The 17,709-nt window shown below is 46.6% G+C and carries 14 protein-coding genes and 1 tRNA gene; 11 read left to right on the top strand and 4 right to left on the bottom strand.

Annotated elements, in window-relative coordinates; all coding sequences use genetic code 11:
* From C1A10_RS05560 to sdaAA, 3 genes are all read left to right on the top strand, one after another.
* On the top strand, positions 1-801 hold the full coding sequence (locus C1A10_RS05560) for an ABC transporter permease (protein WP_101909302.1): 801 nt from the start codon (positions 1-3) through the stop codon (positions 799-801).
* A gap of 386 nt (positions 802-1,187) precedes the next feature.
* On the top strand, positions 1,188-1,856 hold the full coding sequence (sdaAB, locus tag C1A10_RS05565; RefSeq protein ID WP_101909303.1) for an L-serine ammonia-lyase, iron-sulfur-dependent subunit beta: 669 nt from the start codon (positions 1,188-1,190) through the stop codon (positions 1,854-1,856).
* Positions 1,857-1,868: 12 nt separating this feature from the next.
* On the top strand, positions 1,869-2,756 hold the full coding sequence (sdaAA, locus tag C1A10_RS05570) for an L-serine ammonia-lyase, iron-sulfur-dependent, subunit alpha (protein ID WP_101909304.1): 888 nt from the start codon (positions 1,869-1,871) through the stop codon (positions 2,754-2,756).
* An 81-nt stretch (positions 2,757-2,837) separates the two neighbouring features.
* Here the strand turns inward: sdaAA and C1A10_RS05575 are convergent, their stop codons facing one another.
* The 3 genes from C1A10_RS05575 to C1A10_RS05585 form a co-directional block, all read right to left on the bottom strand.
* Complete coding sequence (locus C1A10_RS05575; RefSeq protein WP_101909305.1) at positions 2,838-3,056, bottom strand: hypothetical protein; 219 nt, start codon at positions 3,054-3,056, stop codon at positions 2,838-2,840.
* A gap of 143 nt (positions 3,057-3,199) precedes the next feature.
* Complete coding sequence (locus tag C1A10_RS05580) at positions 3,200-4,669, bottom strand: Ig-like domain-containing protein (RefSeq protein WP_101909306.1); 1,470 nt, start codon at positions 4,667-4,669, stop codon at positions 3,200-3,202.
* Positions 4,670-4,837: 168 nt separating this feature from the next.
* Positions 4,838-4,920, bottom strand: a tRNA-Leu gene (locus C1A10_RS05585).
* Between the two features lie 506 nt (positions 4,921-5,426).
* On the opposite strand from C1A10_RS05585, the gene C1A10_RS05590 reads away from it, so the two are divergent.
* The 5 genes from C1A10_RS05590 to C1A10_RS05615 all read left to right on the top strand — a co-directional run bounded on the left by C1A10_RS05590 (position 5,427) and on the right by C1A10_RS05615 (position 10,335).
* Entirely contained in the window at positions 5,427-6,380 is a 954-nt protein-coding gene (locus C1A10_RS05590) for a GDSL-type esterase/lipase family protein (protein ID WP_101909307.1), read from the top strand.
* A gap of 13 nt (positions 6,381-6,393) precedes the next feature.
* Complete coding sequence (locus C1A10_RS05595; RefSeq protein WP_101909308.1) at positions 6,394-6,864, top strand: DUF4358 domain-containing protein; 471 nt, start codon at positions 6,394-6,396, stop codon at positions 6,862-6,864.
* A gap of 357 nt (positions 6,865-7,221) precedes the next feature.
* Entirely contained in the window at positions 7,222-8,157 is a 936-nt protein-coding gene (locus tag C1A10_RS05600; RefSeq protein WP_101909309.1) for a magnesium transporter CorA family protein, read from the top strand.
* Between the two features lie 184 nt (positions 8,158-8,341).
* Positions 8,342-9,229 (top strand): radical SAM protein, encoded by an 888-nt coding sequence (locus C1A10_RS05605; protein WP_101909310.1) that lies wholly within the window; start codon positions 8,342-8,344, stop codon positions 9,227-9,229.
* A gap of 494 nt (positions 9,230-9,723) precedes the next feature.
* Complete coding sequence (locus C1A10_RS05615; protein WP_101909312.1) at positions 9,724-10,335, top strand: LexA family protein; 612 nt, start codon at positions 9,724-9,726, stop codon at positions 10,333-10,335.
* Between the two features lie 111 nt (positions 10,336-10,446).
* Here the strand turns inward: C1A10_RS05615 and rny are convergent, their stop codons facing one another.
* The gene (gene rny, locus C1A10_RS05620; RefSeq protein ID WP_101909313.1) at positions 10,447-12,003 is read right to left on the bottom strand and encodes a ribonuclease Y; all 1,557 of its coding nucleotides are present in this window, start codon (positions 12,001-12,003) and stop codon (positions 10,447-10,449) included.
* Between the two features lie 558 nt (positions 12,004-12,561).
* Here rny and thrS point away from each other — a divergent pair.
* The 3 genes from thrS to C1A10_RS05635 all read left to right on the top strand — a co-directional run bounded on the left by thrS (position 12,562) and on the right by C1A10_RS05635 (position 17,480).
* Positions 12,562-14,466: a threonine--tRNA ligase gene (gene thrS / locus C1A10_RS05625; protein ID WP_101909314.1), complete on the top strand. Its 1,905-nt coding sequence runs from the start codon at positions 12,562-12,564 to the stop codon at positions 14,464-14,466.
* A gap of 192 nt (positions 14,467-14,658) precedes the next feature.
* Entirely contained in the window at positions 14,659-15,123 is a 465-nt protein-coding gene (gene tnpA / locus C1A10_RS05630) for an IS200/IS605 family transposase (protein ID WP_101909315.1), read from the top strand.
* 332 nt (positions 15,124-15,455) lie between these two features.
* Positions 15,456-17,480 (top strand): M23 family metallopeptidase, encoded by a 2,025-nt coding sequence (locus C1A10_RS05635; RefSeq protein WP_180951012.1) that lies wholly within the window; start codon positions 15,456-15,458, stop codon positions 17,478-17,480.
* The last annotated feature ends 229 nt before the right edge of the window (positions 17,481-17,709 follow it).

The following is a 17,709-nucleotide window of genomic DNA, read 5'->3' on the forward strand; positions in this document are numbered from 1 at the left end:
ATGAAAGCAATCTATTTAAAAGAGCTGAAATTAACGCGAAAAATGACGATTATTTGGCTTGCGTTAATCGTGATACTTACGGGATTTGCGGCGATAGAGTTTGTTATGCTGAAAGATGCGATGGCGGAAATTGCCGCGCTGGCAGACAGTTTCCCCAAAATCGTATTGATTTTATTCGGGATGAATGGGGCGAGAGTGGACACAGCCTTAGGCGCTTATCAGTGCATGGTATATTGGACCAACCTGCTTGCTTTCTTCTTTGCGGGATTCTTAGGGGTGTATGCTGTTGCGAGAGAAGAAAAGTTTGGTACGAGTGAGTTTTTGTTTTCAAAACCATATAAGCGTTCAAATGTCATTTACGCGAAGATTTGGGCGGCTGTTACAAACCTTGCGATATTTGCGCTCACTGTTGGAATCATGTCATATTTGTGCATCATTCTTCCGCTTGGCGATATGAGCATAGTCGGCACGCATATTATCACAACTGTCGGAATGTTTATCACGCAGATTGTGCTGTTCGCCATAGGGCTTTTCATTTCGAGCTTCGCGAAAAACTATAAAACCGCAAGTCTTTTTACGATGCTCACGATTGTGTCATTTTATGTGATTAGCTTTGTGCTTGATTATATCGGCACCATAAATTTCTTAAATTTTCTAACACCGGTGAGATATTTTGAAGTGATATCGGTTTCGAAAAACGGGTTAAGCTTTTTTTACATTCTGCTTTCTTTGATCATTATTTTGGGTAGCTGTTCTGCAGCAAGCAGACTTTACACAAGAAAAGATCTGCGCGCCTTGTAAAAAATGTAGTCTGGCTGGCAGCAGGTCGGATTTGGCTTTGATATTTATTACATTTACTTTTATGAACCGCTGGAGTGCAATCGGGGGGCAGACCTCCATGTCTGACATTGGAATCGCAGTTCTGACATTTGCCGAATTCGTTTATTGCCAATGGTATTTTAAACGAGAAGCCTGAAAAACAATGATCTTCTTTTTGGCAAGTGATTAAAAAATCAGAAACATGTTGCGGAGATTGCGATTTCTTCATACTGCGTTTATAATGAAGGAAAGCGCTGCCGTTGGGAAGTAATTTGTATGAAGGCTTGAAAACGACAGACACTAATCGTATAGAAACAGTTCGGCAAAATGATTGAAACAAGAGCCGTGAAAACTGTAAAGGAGAAACGATGACATTTATCAGTGCGTTTGACGTGATTGGCCCTAATATGATCGGCCCCTCCAGTTCCCATACAGCCGGTGCGGTTTCCATTGCACTGCTGGCGAAAAAAATGCTTCCCGGAAAGGTGAAAAGGGCGAAGTTTACGCTGTATGGCTCTTTTGCTGAGACTTATCGGGGGCATGGAACCGACCGCGCGCTCTTAGGCGGAATTATGGGATTCGCAACCGACGATCTGCGCATCCGGGATTCCTTCCAAATTGCGGATGAAACAGGTCTGGAATATCAATTTTACGCGGATGAACGGGAAAAAGGCACGCATCCCAATACGGTGGATATCCGGATAGAGAACGAAGAAGGCACGGTTTTAACCGTTCGCGGAGTATCTACCGGAGGCGGAAAAGTTAAGATTATTCGGATTAATCAGGTGAAGGTTGAATTTACGGGAGAATACAGCACATTGATTGTAGTCCATGACGATAAGCCGGGGCTGGTCGCGCATATTGCCAGGTGCCTCAGCGAAAGCAATGTGAATATCGCGTTTATGAGGCTCTACCGGGAGGATAAAGGCGCCGTCGCGTATTCTGTCATAGAATCGGATGAAAAGATCCCGCAGCAGGTTTTGGATGCCGTCCGAAGCAACCCACGTGTGCATGATGTCATGCTGGTGCAGATATAGGAGGATATGATCATGCAGAGCGCAGATTTTATCAGTGGAGCCGAACTGTTGGGGCTTTGTGAAAAGAAAAAATGCCCGATTTCCGCAGCTATGCGGGAGCGGGAGATACAATTGACGAATGCAGGCCGTGATGAAATTGACCGGCGGATGCATACGGCGCTGTCCATCATGAAAAACGCCGCCCATCAGCCGCTGGAGGAACCGGTAAAGTCAATGGGCGGCCTGATCGGCGGCGAATCCGCCAAATTGCTTGCCGCAAAAAAACAGGGGAAATCCATATGCGGTCCGGTGCTTTCTGCGGCGGTCACTTATGCGATGGCTGTTTTGGAGGTCAACGCATCGATGGGGTTGATTGTTGCGGCTCCGACGGCCGGGGCCTCCGGCGTGATTCCCGGGGTTTTGCTGTCATTGCAGGAAGAATTCGGACTTTCTGATGAGCAGCTTATGGATGGGCTGTTTACGGCGAGCGCGGTTGGCTATCTGATTATGCGCAACGCGTCGGTAGCAGGAGCGGAGGCGGGCTGCCAGTCGGAGGTAGGCTCCGCTTCAGCAATGGCGGCGGCAGCTGCCGTTGAGATCATGGGGGGATCGCCCGACCAGTGCCTGAATGCCGCATCCGCCGCACTTTCCAATTTGCTGGGGCTGGTGTGCGACCCGATAGCGGGTTTGGTGGAATACCCTTGCCAGAACCGGGACGCCGTCGGCGCGTCCAATGCGCTTACCTGTGCGGAAATAGCGCTGAGCGGAATTAAGCAGGCGGTCCCTTTTGATGAAATGGTGGATGCCATGTATCATGTCGGCCGTGCGCTCCCGTTTGAATTACGGGAAACCGGGATCGGTGGCTGCGCCGGAACTCCTTCGGGATGCAGGAAAGCCTGTGAAATTTTTCAGGGCAGATAAAACAGCAAAGCCGCCTTCGGGCGGCTTTGCTGTTTTAGGCGGCTTCGCTTTTTACTGAAATTGCAGGAAAGAGCAAAGCCGTTATTTTGATAGCTGCTTAATAATGTCGGATGGCGATTGGCCGGACTGTTTCACCAGTTGGTACAGGGCTTCCTTTTCCGCTTTTTCTTTTGAAGCCAGCAGACTTTTTTTCTTTGTGTTTAGTTCGGTAATTCTTGACTGATAAAGTTCTATCTTGGACTGGATTTCCGCGACCTGACTGTCGATTGATTCCGGTGTTCTTTTTACCCCGCGAGGCATATTGATCACTCCTGTTCCAATTTTATTTTACTATAGTATAGTCATAGGAGAGAAATAAATATGCGCGAATGATGCGGTTTTCGTAAAAAATAGAAATAAAAATAGTTTCATGATCATGAAGGACGCTAGATAGAAACGAACAGCTAATCACAGACAAATACATAACTTCCTGTATGATCAGATTGGAATACTATCACGAGACCGTCCTTGGTACTTCGGACCTTTGCACCTGTACTGACGTAATTTCCGTCTTTCATAAATAGAAGATCAATATTTTTTTTGCCTTTTAAATCTTCCGGAACCTGTATATAGAACAGCATTGGAGCATTGTTCTGAATCTGAAAAGAAACGGGATCCCCTTCAGCGGAATCAAACGCGATCTGATATTCCGCTTTTACGTCCTGTTTTGGTGCCGTTTGGCCAAATACAATTCGGTTGACACGGTTTCCGGAAAATTTTATATTAGAAGTCCCGGGAGATGTTTTCAAACGGGTGAGCATACCATATGCTTTGAGAAAATTTCCTTTTTCATCATATGCGATATTTGATATGCCATACTGGCTTAAAGCATTTGCATACATTGATTCCAGCCTGCCGATACTGTCTGACGGAATTCTAAACTGCTGCAGAGGAGAAGCAGATAGATATTCCAGATAGGTGTTTTCAAGTGCGGACAGATAAGCATCTTTGCCCAGAACAGCTGCCTGACTGTATAACCGCTCCGTTTCAGAAACAATCTGATAGATTGCGGCATCAATTGAAAAATCCGCGCTTGCACTTTCACTGACATTGCTGTTTTGATCCTGTACACAAAAATCCAGATGATATGTTTTTTCATCTGCTAATGTTAAAGTATACTCATTATTCTGGCCCTTTTGTAATGTCTGCCAACTGTCATTAATGTTTACCAGAACAGCATGCAGGTTCCAGGCATCCTTTGGAACAATCGTAATTGTTACCGGGCCTGAATAGATATCCTGTACTGCGGGCAGCGCGCTTTTGACCGTAATTGCCGGCGGTTCGGGTTCCCTGTAATTGACGGACGGTTCAATGTTTGCCAGCCATTGATAGAAGGTCGTCAAAGTATGTTTTGCATAGGCAGGGAAACGCAGCCTTTGTTCGGCGGAAAGCTGGTTATACCTTTTTTTCAGGGAAAGAATCAAAGCTTTATTTTTTGCAACCATTTCATCGGTGGTGGTATTCAGATTCGGCAGGGCGTTTACTTCGTCTACAAGTTTTGCAAGCTGTCCATCAATTGAAAAATGAATTTGTTTAATCGTACTGGCCTTTGTCCGGTTGTCCTCGATCCGGAATTGGTAAGAATAGTTTCCATCCTCGGAAAAAGAAACATAAAATCCGTCTTTTCGGCGGTCCGGCAGCTTCATCCAAATTCCATTGTAATCAATAAAAGCCAAAAGTTCCTCGGAGTCACTTTTTGGCTGAAGATTGATTGTCACAGTGCTTGCATAAAGGTCCGTATTCGAAATTTTATTTCCGGTTACAGCAATATCAAAATCTGTTATGGCATCGGCAGCATCCACATGAAAGAACCAACTTGTGAAGAAAATGGCCAGAAGAAAAAAACAAGAAAAACAACGAAACAGTTTTGCCATAGAAAACTCCCGCAATTATAAGAATCAACTATTTACTCGACACTTATTCTTATAATTAAAGACAAATCCTTAAATTTCCCTGGTGTATTACGATAATAGCTGCTTCTGTTGTGCTGGAAATAAAAAAAGTCCTTGTAAACTAGCTCATGAAGCCAATCTACAAGGACTTGGTGCGGCAGATGGGACTTGAACCCACACGCTCGCGCACACGCCCCTCAAACGTGCCTGTCTGCCGATTCCAGCACTGCCGCACATTTTAATATATGTCGAAAGTTCCCAAAAAAGGGGCAGAAACTCACTCGACGAAGTATATCTTAGCATATTGAATATAAGATGTCAAGAAAAAAACTCTATTTTTCAATAGAAACTGACCAAACGAATACGGCATCTGGGATTAAGAGCATGGACCCATATATTCATCACAAATGGTATAATTAATAAAAAGCGATTAAAAAAGGCGTAAAATAAGAACCTTTTTTAATAAATTTCCTATTACTGGATAATAATATGGTTAATAAATGGTTGAAAGGTGGAGGAAAAAAGGCTGAATGCCTTATTTCATCGGAACATATCTGTTGAAAACTCAGTGGAAAGTGTTTATAACTTTCTGTATAACGCCCTTTTATAAAGTTTGGAGATCTTATATAGAATTTTACCGGGCCTTTTTTGGCTTTACAGTTACGCCCTGGTGATGTATAATAAGGGCTGTCCAAACAGCCAACAGGATCTGCGGACGATACCGCTTTAGGAGTTTGCTATGTCTTATAATAAATCAATGAAAATCAACCGAAAACGTAGAAAAAACTCGGTTTTACCGGTCTTTCTGTTGCTGCTGGTCGCTCTTGCAGTTTCCCTTGCGATTGCCGGTGTCTGGCAGGCGGCAACAGGAGAAGCACATGCGTCTTCTGCGGAAAGTTCATCCTCACAGCCGTCTTCAGAGGCGGCCTCTTCTGTTTCTGAGCCATTGGAATCCTCCTCCGTACCGATATCGCAGCCGGAACCGGAAACCGAACCGGCATTTGAACCGGTTCAGGGAATAGTCCCTAAGACGGAGCGAATCGACAATCATTATTTTGACGATGCGGTGTTTGTAGGGGATTCTATTACGACCGGAATTGAACTTTACGGAATGATGGAGAACACCGATGTGCTGGCCGGCACGGGAGTAAACCTTTTGACCGTTTATACCGCGCAGGTGGTAAAGCTGGATGATGGCAGCCGGATCACCATCATGGATGGGCTGAAGAATAAACAGTATAGCAAGGTTTATATCATGCTCGGCGGAAACGAAGTACGCGATGAGGCTAAAGAGCAGTTTATTAAGAACTATTCCAGGGTCATCGACGACATTCGCAAGCTTCAGCCAGACGCAACACTTTATATCCAGTCAATTACGCCGGTTACGAAAGTGAATAACTACAAAATGGATAACCAGCGGATTGATGAGTTTAATGAGGCGCTATTAAATTTATGTTTGGAAAAGGACGCTTATTATCTGAATGTTGCCGAATGCATGAAGGATGAAAATGGAATGCTGCCGGATGCGGCTTCTCCGGCTGACGGAATGCACTTCGGGCCGGAATATTATAATAAGTGGTTTGATTATTTAATGGAGCACACGGTTACCCGAAGTGATAAAGATCACACGGATGACAGTTCTTCCGCGATCGAAACCGCGTCCTCTACGAAAGAACAAGATCAAAAAGCATAAGGAGAATTGAAAAATGAAAAAACTAGTGGCTGGTGTATTGGCTGCTGTGGCTTGCATGATGATGTTTTCTGCCTGTGGAAAAGGCAGCACCCAGAAAGAGCCGGCGACTGCCGATGTGGCAAAGGCGGTAGTGGATCAGCTTACTTTCCGTGACGAGCTGATGGTGCTGGATGATAAGCAGGTGGATGTGATCTATCGGCTGGAAGAAGACAAAATTGCCGAAAAGACCTGCTATGTAAGCGGTTCGCGCGCAACAGCTGAAGAGGTGTCCGTTTTTAAGGTGAAAGATACCGCTGATGTCCAGATGGTGAAAGACGCAATTGAGGAACGAATTGAAGACCAAAAAATAGCCTATGAAAATTATGTCCCCGAAGAGATGGTCAAAATCAATGGCGCAGTGACATATCAGCAGGGAAACTATGTGATTCTGGTAATGGCTGATGATACTTCTTCAGTGGAAGACATTTTTAAGAAGCAATTTTGAAGGTTCAACCTATCCTAACGCCGGATTGATTCCGGCGTTTTTTCTTTTAATTTCTGGTATTTTGCCTGATTCCACTGTATTTGACCAATTAAAACGATTTTGGTCGTTTATAGATAATTATTGCAGAATATCTATGAAATACGCTTGCATTCAGATGATTATATGCTATAATAAATAAGGCGTATATGGGAATGCTCCCATTATAAAGCGCCTCATTTAAATTTTGGAGGTGTAGATGTGAACCCTGACCCGGGAAGTATAAATGCTCCCAGTACGATCAGATTTAGTCAAAAATTCAATATGGGCAGGGGATTCGTCACACCGTAGCACCATCCCCTGCGAAAGGGGATAAGTGCGATGCTTAACTTTTATAAAACTGTTGACAATCGTATTATCAGAATCGACGCGCCGGAACCTGGCTGCTGGATATCGGTCGTCAGTCCCGTAGAATCGGAGGTAGCATTTTTAACCAAAGATTTGGGGGTAGAAGCCGATTTTGTCCGTGCTGCCCTTGATGAAGAGGAAAGCTCCCGTATCGAAACGGAAAACGGCCAGACGCTGGTGATTATCGACTATCCGTCTGCCGAGGAACAAGCGGATGAAAACAAAACGATTTTATATACGACGCTTCCAATGGGCATTATTATGACGCGTGACTATGTGATTACGGTTTGCATTGAGGATAATCTAACGATTGAGGACATGGCACAGGGCCGGGTAAAAGCTCTGCAAACCTCTTTGAAAACCCGTTTTCTATTATTAACGCTGTTAAAAATCGCTACAAGGTTTCTGCAATACCTCAAGCAGATCGATAAGATTTCTTCATCCACCGAGCAGCGGCTGCATCAGTCGATGCGGAATAAAGAATTGATTCAGTTGCTTGGACTGGAAAAATCGCTTGTTTATTTTTCTACTTCGCTGAAATCGGATGAAGTAACACTTGAAAAAATCCTGCGCGGAAGGATCATCAAACTCTATGAAGAGGATGAGGATTTGCTGGAGGATGTGCTGATCGAGATTAAGCAGGCAATTGAAATGTGCAACATCTATTCAGGTATTTTGTCAGGTATGATGGATGCCTTCGCGTCGGTTATTTCCAACAATCTGAATATTGTCATGAAGGTATTGACCTGCATCACAATCATTATGGCAATTCCGACCATGATATTCAGTTTCTACGGAATGAACGTTTCCAGCCTGCCTTTTGCAAACACGTGGTTTCCATTGGTGCTTTCCATCGCGGCATCGGCTATCGCAACGGTGATTCTGATGAAAAAAGATATGTTTCATTGATCTACCGCTAAGAATTGACAGTTCATTAAAAACGCCCGCGATATGCGGGCGTTTTTAATTCGTAGTGGGAAGCGATGCAAAATCGGAGGATTTTGCACGCGTACTACACAATAAGATTTCTGAGTTGCGGGGTTGCATAAAAGTTCGGAGACGGTGTTTCAGTGGCTGTAAGGGGATTATCAAAATGGAAATCAAAGCCTGCCGGTTATGTCCGCGGGAATGCGGTGCGAATCGCTCAAAGGGGCTGGGTGCCTGCGGGGGAGGCTCTTTTGTAAAAGTGGCAAAAGCCGCATTGCATCAATGGGAAGAACCATGCATCAGCGGAAGTAACGGCTCTGGGACAGTCTTCTTTTCCGGATGCCCCCTGCGCTGTTGTTTCTGTCAAAATTATCAATTAAGTGCGCAGAACTTTGGAAAAGAAATCACTACGCAGCGGTTAGCGGATATCTTTTTAGAGCTACAGGATCAGGGCGCGCATAATATCAATCTCGTAAATCCGACTCATTATGTCCCATGGATCATTGAGGCGCTTGGGATCGTCAAACACAGGCTGCATCTGCCAGTGGTATATAATTCAGGCGGGTATGAGCGCTGCGAAACATTGCGCATGCTGGACGGCCTGGTAGATATCTATCTACCAGATTTGAAATTTGCGGAGTCTGACAGGTCAAAACGTTATGCGGGAGCGCCGGATTACTTCGATGTGGCAACCTCCGCAATTCTGGAAATGTACCGTCAGGTGGGCAAAATTGCTTTCGATCAGGATGGTTTGCTGAAGAAAGGCCTCATTATACGGCATCTTGTATTGCCAAAGGGCAGATTTGACTCTGTGGCTGTTTTGACATGGATTGCACAAAATCTGCCGAAGGAAAAGATTTTGCTTAGTCTTATGAGCCAATTTACGCCGTTTTACCGTTGCGCAGAGTTTCCGGAAATCAACCGCCGGATCAGTACATTTGAATACAACCATGTGTTGTCAAAAGCGCAGGAGCTGGGCCTGAAAGGATATATGCAGGAAAAAAGCTCTGCAAAAGAGGAATATACGCCTCTGTTTGATTTAAGCGGAGTATGACTGTGCAATCTTGCCTACAGGCATTGGAGCGGGTTTTCTGCGCCTGAACATACACCGCCGCTTTTTACTGAGCCTTTGCAGGAATATAGACAGACATTCAAATAAAGCGGCTTGCGCACAGAATTGATAGAAGCCGATACTGTCCGTTTCAAATGCGCCTGCTGTTCCAATCATAAAAAGTACACTGACTATTGAAAGCGCCTGTAAGAGAAAGCGGGTACGAAAATAAACTGCCATAATATTCACCACTTTGATGTTTTTATAGAACCTTGAGAGCGGTTCATTCAAATATGTTTTACTGCTTATACTATACAACAACCTATTGTAGTTGTCAATGCTTTTTTCACAACAAAATAGTTTGAAACAGTCTTGACATGTAACAACCAAAAGAAGTATAATATTTTCAAATTAGTGTATGAAATCTATATATTTTTATCATTACAAGCCGATTCTGCATGGATGGGCATTCAGATGGAAACCACGGAGGATAAGCGATGTTTTCAGATCGATTAAAGGCGCTTCGGAAGAGCTGTAAGATGTCCCAGGGGTCTTTGGCTTCGGAATTGGGAATCAGCCAGCAGGCGGTCGGCAAATGGGAAACCGGACGATCAACCCCCGATCCAGTCACGCTAAAGGCGATTGCGGATATTTTTCATGTCAGTGCGGATTTCCTGCTCGGGAGAGAAGAGGTTTCCATTAAGGTGCAGGCCGGCAGCTCTGCCGGCGAAGTGCAGGTGCCTGTTCTTGGCAGAGTAAAGGCCGGATACGGGGCATTGGCATTTCAGGAGGACTATGGCACAGAGCCTGCTAATGTCGGCCGCCCGTCGGATTATTTCTATTTGATTGTCCATGGCGACAGTATGGAACCGCGCATTCACAGCGGTGATTTGGCACTTGTTCACAAACAGCAGAATGTGGAAAGCGGGGAACTGGCAGTAGTGCTGGTTGATGGCGAAGAGGGGACACTAAAGCGTGTGATTAAAAAGGAAGGCGCAGTGATTCTGCAGCCCTTCAATCAGTCCTATCAACCCCAGATTTTTATGGGGGAAGAAATTGAACAGCTAATAATTGTCGGGAAAGTCGTGGAAACAAAAACAAAATGGTAATGCCTTAACTAAATTAAGCCCGCAGTCAGTATAAAAGCTGACTGCGGGCTTGTTTTTTCATCCGGTAATCAGAGTTTAAAAAGCGCCGCCCAATGGGCGGCGCTTTGCATATCATTTTGCGTATTCAATAGCACGGTTCTCACGAATGCAATGGACCTTAATCTGTCCGGGATAATCCAGTTCATTTTCAATTTTCTTGACAATTTCACGTGCAACAATGGCCATCTGGTCGTCAGATACCACATCAGGCTTCAGCATAATGCGAATTTCACGGCCGGCCTGGATTGCGTAGCATTTCTCCACACCCTCGAAAGTGTTCGCAATTTCTTCGAGTTTTTCAAGGCGTTTGATATAATTTTCAAGGTTTTCCCGGCGTGCACCGGGGCGGGCTGCCGAAATGGCATCTGCGGCCTGTACAAGACAAGCGACGATTGTTTTCGGCTCGACGTCATTGTGATGTGCCTCAATGGCATGAATAATTTCAGGATTTTCCTTGTATTTTCTGGCAAGATCGACACCGATCTGGACATGAGATCCCTCAATTTCGTGTGTCATTGATTTTCCGATATCGTGAATCAGCCCGGCACGGCGTGCCTGCGTTTCATCTGCCCCCAGCTCTGCCGCCATCATACCGGCAAGCTGAGAAACTTCAATGGAATGGCTAAGTACGTTCTGCCCATAACTGGAGCGGTAACGCATACGGCCAAGCAGTTTGACAAGTTCAGGATGCATACTGTGAACACCGCATTCCATGACAGCGCGTTCACCGTCCTGCTTAATCTTGTTCTCAATTTCCCGGCGGGCCTTTTCCACTGTTTCCTCAATGCGGGCGGGATGAATACGCCCGTCCTGAATCAGACGCTCCAACGCTACCCTCGCAACCTCGCGTTTGACAGCGTCGTGGCTGGAAAGCGTAATAGCTTCAGGGGTATCGTCGATGATCAGGTCTACGCCCGTAAGGGTTTCCAGCGTACGGATATTGCGGCCCTCGCGGCCGATAATCCGTCCCTTCATTTCATCACTCGGCAGCGGAACAACAGAAACGGTAATCTCCGCCACATAATCGGCGGCACAGCGCCCGATCGCTGCGGAAATAATTTCGCGGGCTTTCTGGTCGGATTCATCTTTGAGCTGCATTTCAAACTGGTTGATTTTCAGCGCTTTTTCATGTGTTAATTCGCCCTCCAGATTTGCGAGCAGATAATTTTTTGCCTGTTCGGCAGTAAATCCTGAAATTTTTTCGAGCATGTCAAACTGATGTGTTTTTACCTGTTCGGCTTCCTGCAGTTTGACATCGGCCTCTTTGATCTTGTTTTGCAGGGCTTCTTCTTTTTTCTCCAGATTATCAAGTTTTCTGTCAACGGATTCCTCTTTTTGCTGAATACGGCGTTCCAGACGCGAAACCTCCGAACGTCGCTCTTTCAGCTCCTTTTCGGAATCCTGTTTCAGTTTGTAAATTTCGTCCTTTGCTTCAATAATAGCCTCTTTTTTCTTTGTCTCCGAGGATTTAATTGCGTCGCTGATGAGTCTTTTTGCTTCTTCTTCGGCAGAACCAAGAACGGCTTCCGCCGATTTTTTTCTGTACTCCACTCCAAGGAAAAACGCTATGACAGCACCAACCAAAAACGCAACAATCACACAGATAACGAATGTGACTGTTCCTGGCATGAGTTAGAATAACCTCCTTCATTATGCAATTATCAATGTCCGCATTCCGGATACCGCGAAGGAAGCCGGAAAGAATATTTTCAGGCGCACCCATGAACCTATAAATCGATCTATAAATGTTCGTGAAGTCTATCTATAAAAAAATTTACAAATTATGAAGTGCCATAAAACATACTGCATGACACTCCTATTTTATATGGATTATGTATAGTTGTCAAGAAATTTTCTTGTTGACAACAAACCAGAGCGGTGTTAGTATCTAATATAGAAGATTAATACCGCAAAAATGCGATGACAGGGAATGCTGCCTGGCCAGATGCACCGCAGAGAGGCGCGCAAAAGCTGAAAGCGTGCTGTGCAGAACCCCGCAGAGACCGTCCCTTGAGCGTGTGCGATGAGCATGACGGCTGATCCCGTTACAGATCAACGAGTGGTGCGCGGCTATGCGTACAATTCGGGTGGAACCGTGGAGTTTTTGACTTCATCCCGTATGTAATTGCGGGATGAAGTCTTTTTATTTGGATTCGTTCAGAATCAAATCGGAAAGGAAGTTGTCTTATGATTCAAGTAACATTAAAGGGCGGCGTCATAAAAGAATTTGAGGCCGGAGTCACTGCGGCCGATGTGGCAAAAAGTCTGGGCGCAGGACTGTATAAGGCGGCTTGCGCCGCGAAAGTCAACGGGGTTACCGTCGATCTGCGCACCCCTCTGCAGGAGGACTGTGAGCTGGCGATTCTCACATTTGATGACGCGGACGGCAAAAAGACGTTCTGGCACACCGCTTCCCATATTTTGGCACAGGCGGTCATGCGCCTGTATCCCCAGACCAAGTTCACCATCGGCCCGGCGGTCGACAACGGCTTCTACTATGACTTCGACGTCGAGAAGCCCTTTACCCAGGAGGACCTCGAGAAGATCGAAAAGGAAATGGCGGCGATTGTTAAGAGCGGCATTGAGATCGAACGGTTTGTACTTGATGTGCCCGCGGCGAAAGAACTGATGAAAAATCAGCCCTATAAGCTGGAACTGATTGAGAAACACGCGTCCGAGGGTGGCCCCATCAGTTTTTATAAGCAGGGCGATTTTACCGATCTGTGTGCCGGCCCGCATCTGATGAGCGTGGCGCCGGTCAAAGCGGTCAAGCTGATTCAGTGCACCGGCGCCTACTGGCACGGCGACAGCAGTCTCCCAATGCTCTGCCGCGTATACGGAACCGCATTCCCCAAAGCAAGTGAGCTTCAGGGCTATCTGGATATGATGGAAGAAGCAAAGAAGCGGGATCACCGCAAGCTGGGCCGCGAGCTTGACCTGTTCGACATCTACGAGGAGGGCCCGGGCTTCCCCTTTTTCTTCCCCAAGGGCATGGTGCTGCGCAATACGCTGGAGAGTTTCTGGCGCGAGCTGCATAAGGCGCACGGTTATGAGGAGATCCGTACCCCGCTCATTTTGAGCGAGGAGCTCTGGCACCGTTCCGGACATTGGGACCACTATAAGGATAACATGTACACCACTAAGATCGACGAGAAGGATTACGCGATCAAGCCGATGAACTGCCCGGGCGGTATGCTGGTCTACAAGCGAAAGCTGCACTCCTACCGCGACCTGCCGGAACGCATGGCCGAGCTCGGCATTGTACACCGCCACGAGCTTTCCGGTGCGTTGCACGGTCTGATGCGGGTACGCTGCTTTACCCAGGACGATGCGCATATCTTCATGACCCCGGACCAGACCGAGGAAGAGGTGCTGGGCGTCATCCACCTGATCGACAGCATCTACAAGGTTTTCGGCTTCGAGTATTTTCTGGAGCTTTCCACCCGTCCGGAGGACTCGATGGGTACCGGGGAGCAGTGGGAGATGGCTACCAACGCCCTGCGCAACGCCCTGGAAAAGAACGGCAAGCCGTACACCATCAACGAGGGAGACGGTGCGTTCTATGGGCCGAAGATCGATTTCCACCTGCGCGATTCGATCGGGCGCACCTGGCAGTGCGGCACTATCCAGCTCGACTTTCAGATGCCTGAGCGTTTTGACCTGACCTATACCGGCAGCGACGGCGAGAAGCACCGTCCGGTGATGATCCACCGCACTGCCTTCGGCAGCATCGAACGGTTTATCGGCATCCTTACCGAGCATTACGCGGGCGCGTTCCCGCTCTGGCTTGCCCCGGTGCAGATCAAGGTCCTGCCGATCACCGACGATCATATCGCCTTTGCAGAGCAGGTCATGGAGCAGCTGAAGGGCGCGGGTCTGCGCGTCGAGATGGACAGCCGCAACGAGAAGGTCGGCTATCGTGTGCGTGAGGCGCAGCTCCAGAAGATTCCATATATGCTCGTAATCGGCGACAAAGAAGTGGAAGCGGACTCGGTCGCTGTCCGTTCCCGCCGCGACGGCGACCAGGGCGTCATGAAAGTGAATGATTTTATGGCGATGGCAGTAAAAGAGGTTGCCGACAAAGTGAAATAACAAATTTGTCCGCATGCCCGCTCTTTGCTTATAAACAAAGAGCGGGCATATTTTTGTCGTACGAAAACTCCCGGCTGTGCCGGGAGTTCAAAAAAGCTTTAGCGATGAGTATAGCAAAAAACCTCCTTTTGATATAATGAAGCTGCGGTCTGCCAACTGCAACGAGACATATCAAAAGGAGGAACATTCGACATGAAGACGAATGATATAGATAGTTTAAATCATACGAGCTGGAATTGCAAATACCATATAGTGTTTGCCCCAAAGTATCGAAGAAAAGTAACATACGGAAATATGCGGGCTGAGATAGGAAAAATACTGAGGGAGTTATGTAACTGGAAACAGGTGGAGATCATAGAAGCGGAGGTGTGTCCGGACCATATACACATGTTGGTGAAAATACCACCGAAGATGAGCGTTTCCGGATTCGTAGGATTTCTCAAAGGAAAGAGTACCTTGCTGATATTTGAGCGGCATGCGAATTTGAAATACAAGTATGGAAACCGGACATTCTGGTGCAGGGGCTATTTTGTGGATACGGCAGGGAAGAATGATAAAGCAATAGCCCAATATATCAAAAATCAACTGGAAGAAGATCAGGTTGAAGACCAGATGACACTCAAGGAGTACGTAAACCCGTTTACGGGTAGCAAGTAACAAACTTTTGCAATTGGCAGACCGTACCAGCGCCTTGAGGCGCAGCTAGTAAAACAGGGCTTTGCCCGCATATGGAGAACCCCCGGCTTTGCCGGGGGGTAACTATTATCTATTTTACAAACAAAACATAGATTTGTATTTATGAAGACAAAGATTGTTCACAGGAAACCACTTGCCTTAAAAGTTGATTTGAGATATAATAATGACCTACATATATTTTATAAATACATCCGCCGCCGTGTCTAATTGCGCGCGGCTTGAATGATGCGGCTTTCAGCTGATAAAATTGAGGGCTTTGGACCCACTAAAGCGGCCGAAAGGAGATGATGTGCTTGGCAAAACGCAGGAACAAGCGGAACAATCAAAACCGCTTTTCTGGCGAGAAACTGGGGGAGGCCGCCCGGCGTGAACATGACCGGGAAGCACAGGACTCCACCCACGATGATATGGCTGAGCTTGTTTTAGAAGAAGAGCCTTCGCTGCTTACTGAAAAAGATGAATTATTTGGACAAGCTGAGATAGAACCGTCGGAACTGATGGAGTTGGAGCATCCCGAGCCGGCAGAACCTGAACAAACGGAACACATTGATCAAATTGAACAGAAACCGGATTTGAAGCCGGATCAGCCTGATGATTCGCGCCATGAGACGGCGGATGCGCTGCCCAACAGGTTTTGGGTGGTTTTTTATGTTGTTTTTCGATACTGTTATTTTGTAGGAGTCCAACTGATACGGTTTGTCCGCCACCGTTTGCGCCGTGGTTCCGTTTATTTTCATAGATTTGAAAACAGTTTCAAACGCAGACGTGAGATGCATCGCCGTTCCCTCAAATGGTGGTTTCGAACAAAGTACCGCGAAATCTGCACCCCGTTTTGGGAACTTCGGGATAAGTACCACACATTCCGGACGGAGCTTGCCAACGCAAAGAAAAATGGTGCCGAAGGTCAGTTTGCCATATTGTGCCGCATGTTTGGGACGGCTCTTTTTCACCTCTGGCGCGGGATACTCTTTTTGCTGAGATGGTTGGCGCCTGTTGCCGGCGCTTTTGTGCTGCTCTATGTAATTCAGACCTATCAGAATCAAACATTGGCCTTAAAGGTCGAATATAACGGGGAAGACCTTGGCTATATCATGGATGAGGCGGTTTTCAATGAAGCTGAAAACGCCATGAAGGGAAGAATTATAAACGAGACTTACATAAAGCCGAAAGATATTGTTCCTCAATTTGAACTTTCCGCTGTGGACCCGGGCGAACTTCTTTCTGTGGATGAACTTACCAATAAATTAATTCGTGCATCCGGTAATAAAATTGAGGAAGCAACAGGACTTTATATTCAAAGCCGTTTTATCAGCGCTGTCCGCGAGGGAGACGGGTTGCTTGATTTTCTGAACGGCATGCTGGAAAAATACAGCGAATCTAGTATGGACCCAACCACCACCGTCCAATTTGTTAAAAAGGTGGAAATTAAAAAAGGGCTCTATCCGGCAAGCTCCATCCAGCCTTTGGAAGAACTGGAGAAAAAACTCAGCGGCGAAGAGCGCGGCGAGAAACGGTATATTGTTGAAGAAGAAGATACGCCGATACGAATTGCTTATAAAGCGGGCATTACGCTGAACCAGCTGAAAAATCTGAACCCCGGTGTGGAAGAAAATCTGCTGATCGGTGATTCCCTGCTGATTTCACAATCTGTTCCTTTTATGGGTGTGAAAGTAACCAAACTGGAAAAACATGAAGAGGAAGTGGAGTACAAGGTTCAGCAGGAGACCGACCCCAAACGCAATATCGGTTATACGGAAGTGAAGCAGGAGGGGGAAAACGGATTAATTGAAGTGACCGACCAGGTGGTATTGATTGATGGAATTGAAACCGAAAGGACTGCCGTCAACACAGTAACGCTGAAAGAGGCGGTTGATCAAATTATCATAGTGGGAGGAAACAAACCGCTGCAGTTTATTCCAAGCATTGCTTCCGGCAAGATTCCGTCAGGTACCTTTGGATGGCCGGCTGCGGGCGGATCGATCACCACGGGCTTCTTAGGCTATTATGGACATACCGGAAGTGATATCACGTTCTCCGGCTGCTATGGTTCACCGGTCTATGCTTCTCTGGACGGGCAGGTAGTCACGGCCGGCTGGCGCGGGGCATATGGTTATTGTGTCATTATCAACCACGGAGGCGGCATCCAGACGCTGTATGCACATTGCAGCAAGCTGTATGTAACGCCAGGCCAGCAGGTATCGAAAGGCGAGCAGATTGCCGCCATCGGCCGTACAGGAAACGCAACAGGGCCTCATCTGCATTTTGAAATCCGCATTAATGGTACCCCGGTCAATGCGGCACCGTATTTATACGGCTAAACTATTTTAGGTTCAATCTGTTCTGTTTATTAAAATGAAGACAGCTGAGCGGGAATTGCAGTTCCGCTCAGCTGTTTTTTGACGGCGAACGAATGAAAAAAATATTTAAAAGATGGATCGCTCCGGGTTTTGATTAATCGCTCTGTCATCGGCCCAAGATTATGTGTGAGAATTTTCGGATGAAAAGACAAAAAATGCTCTTTTAATTTAGATGCTGTGGTGGTATAAT

It is taken from the genome of Marasmitruncus massiliensis (assembly GCF_900186535.1).
Classification (GTDB): Bacteria; Bacillota; Clostridia; order Oscillospirales; family Ruminococcaceae; genus Anaerotruncus; species Anaerotruncus massiliensis_A.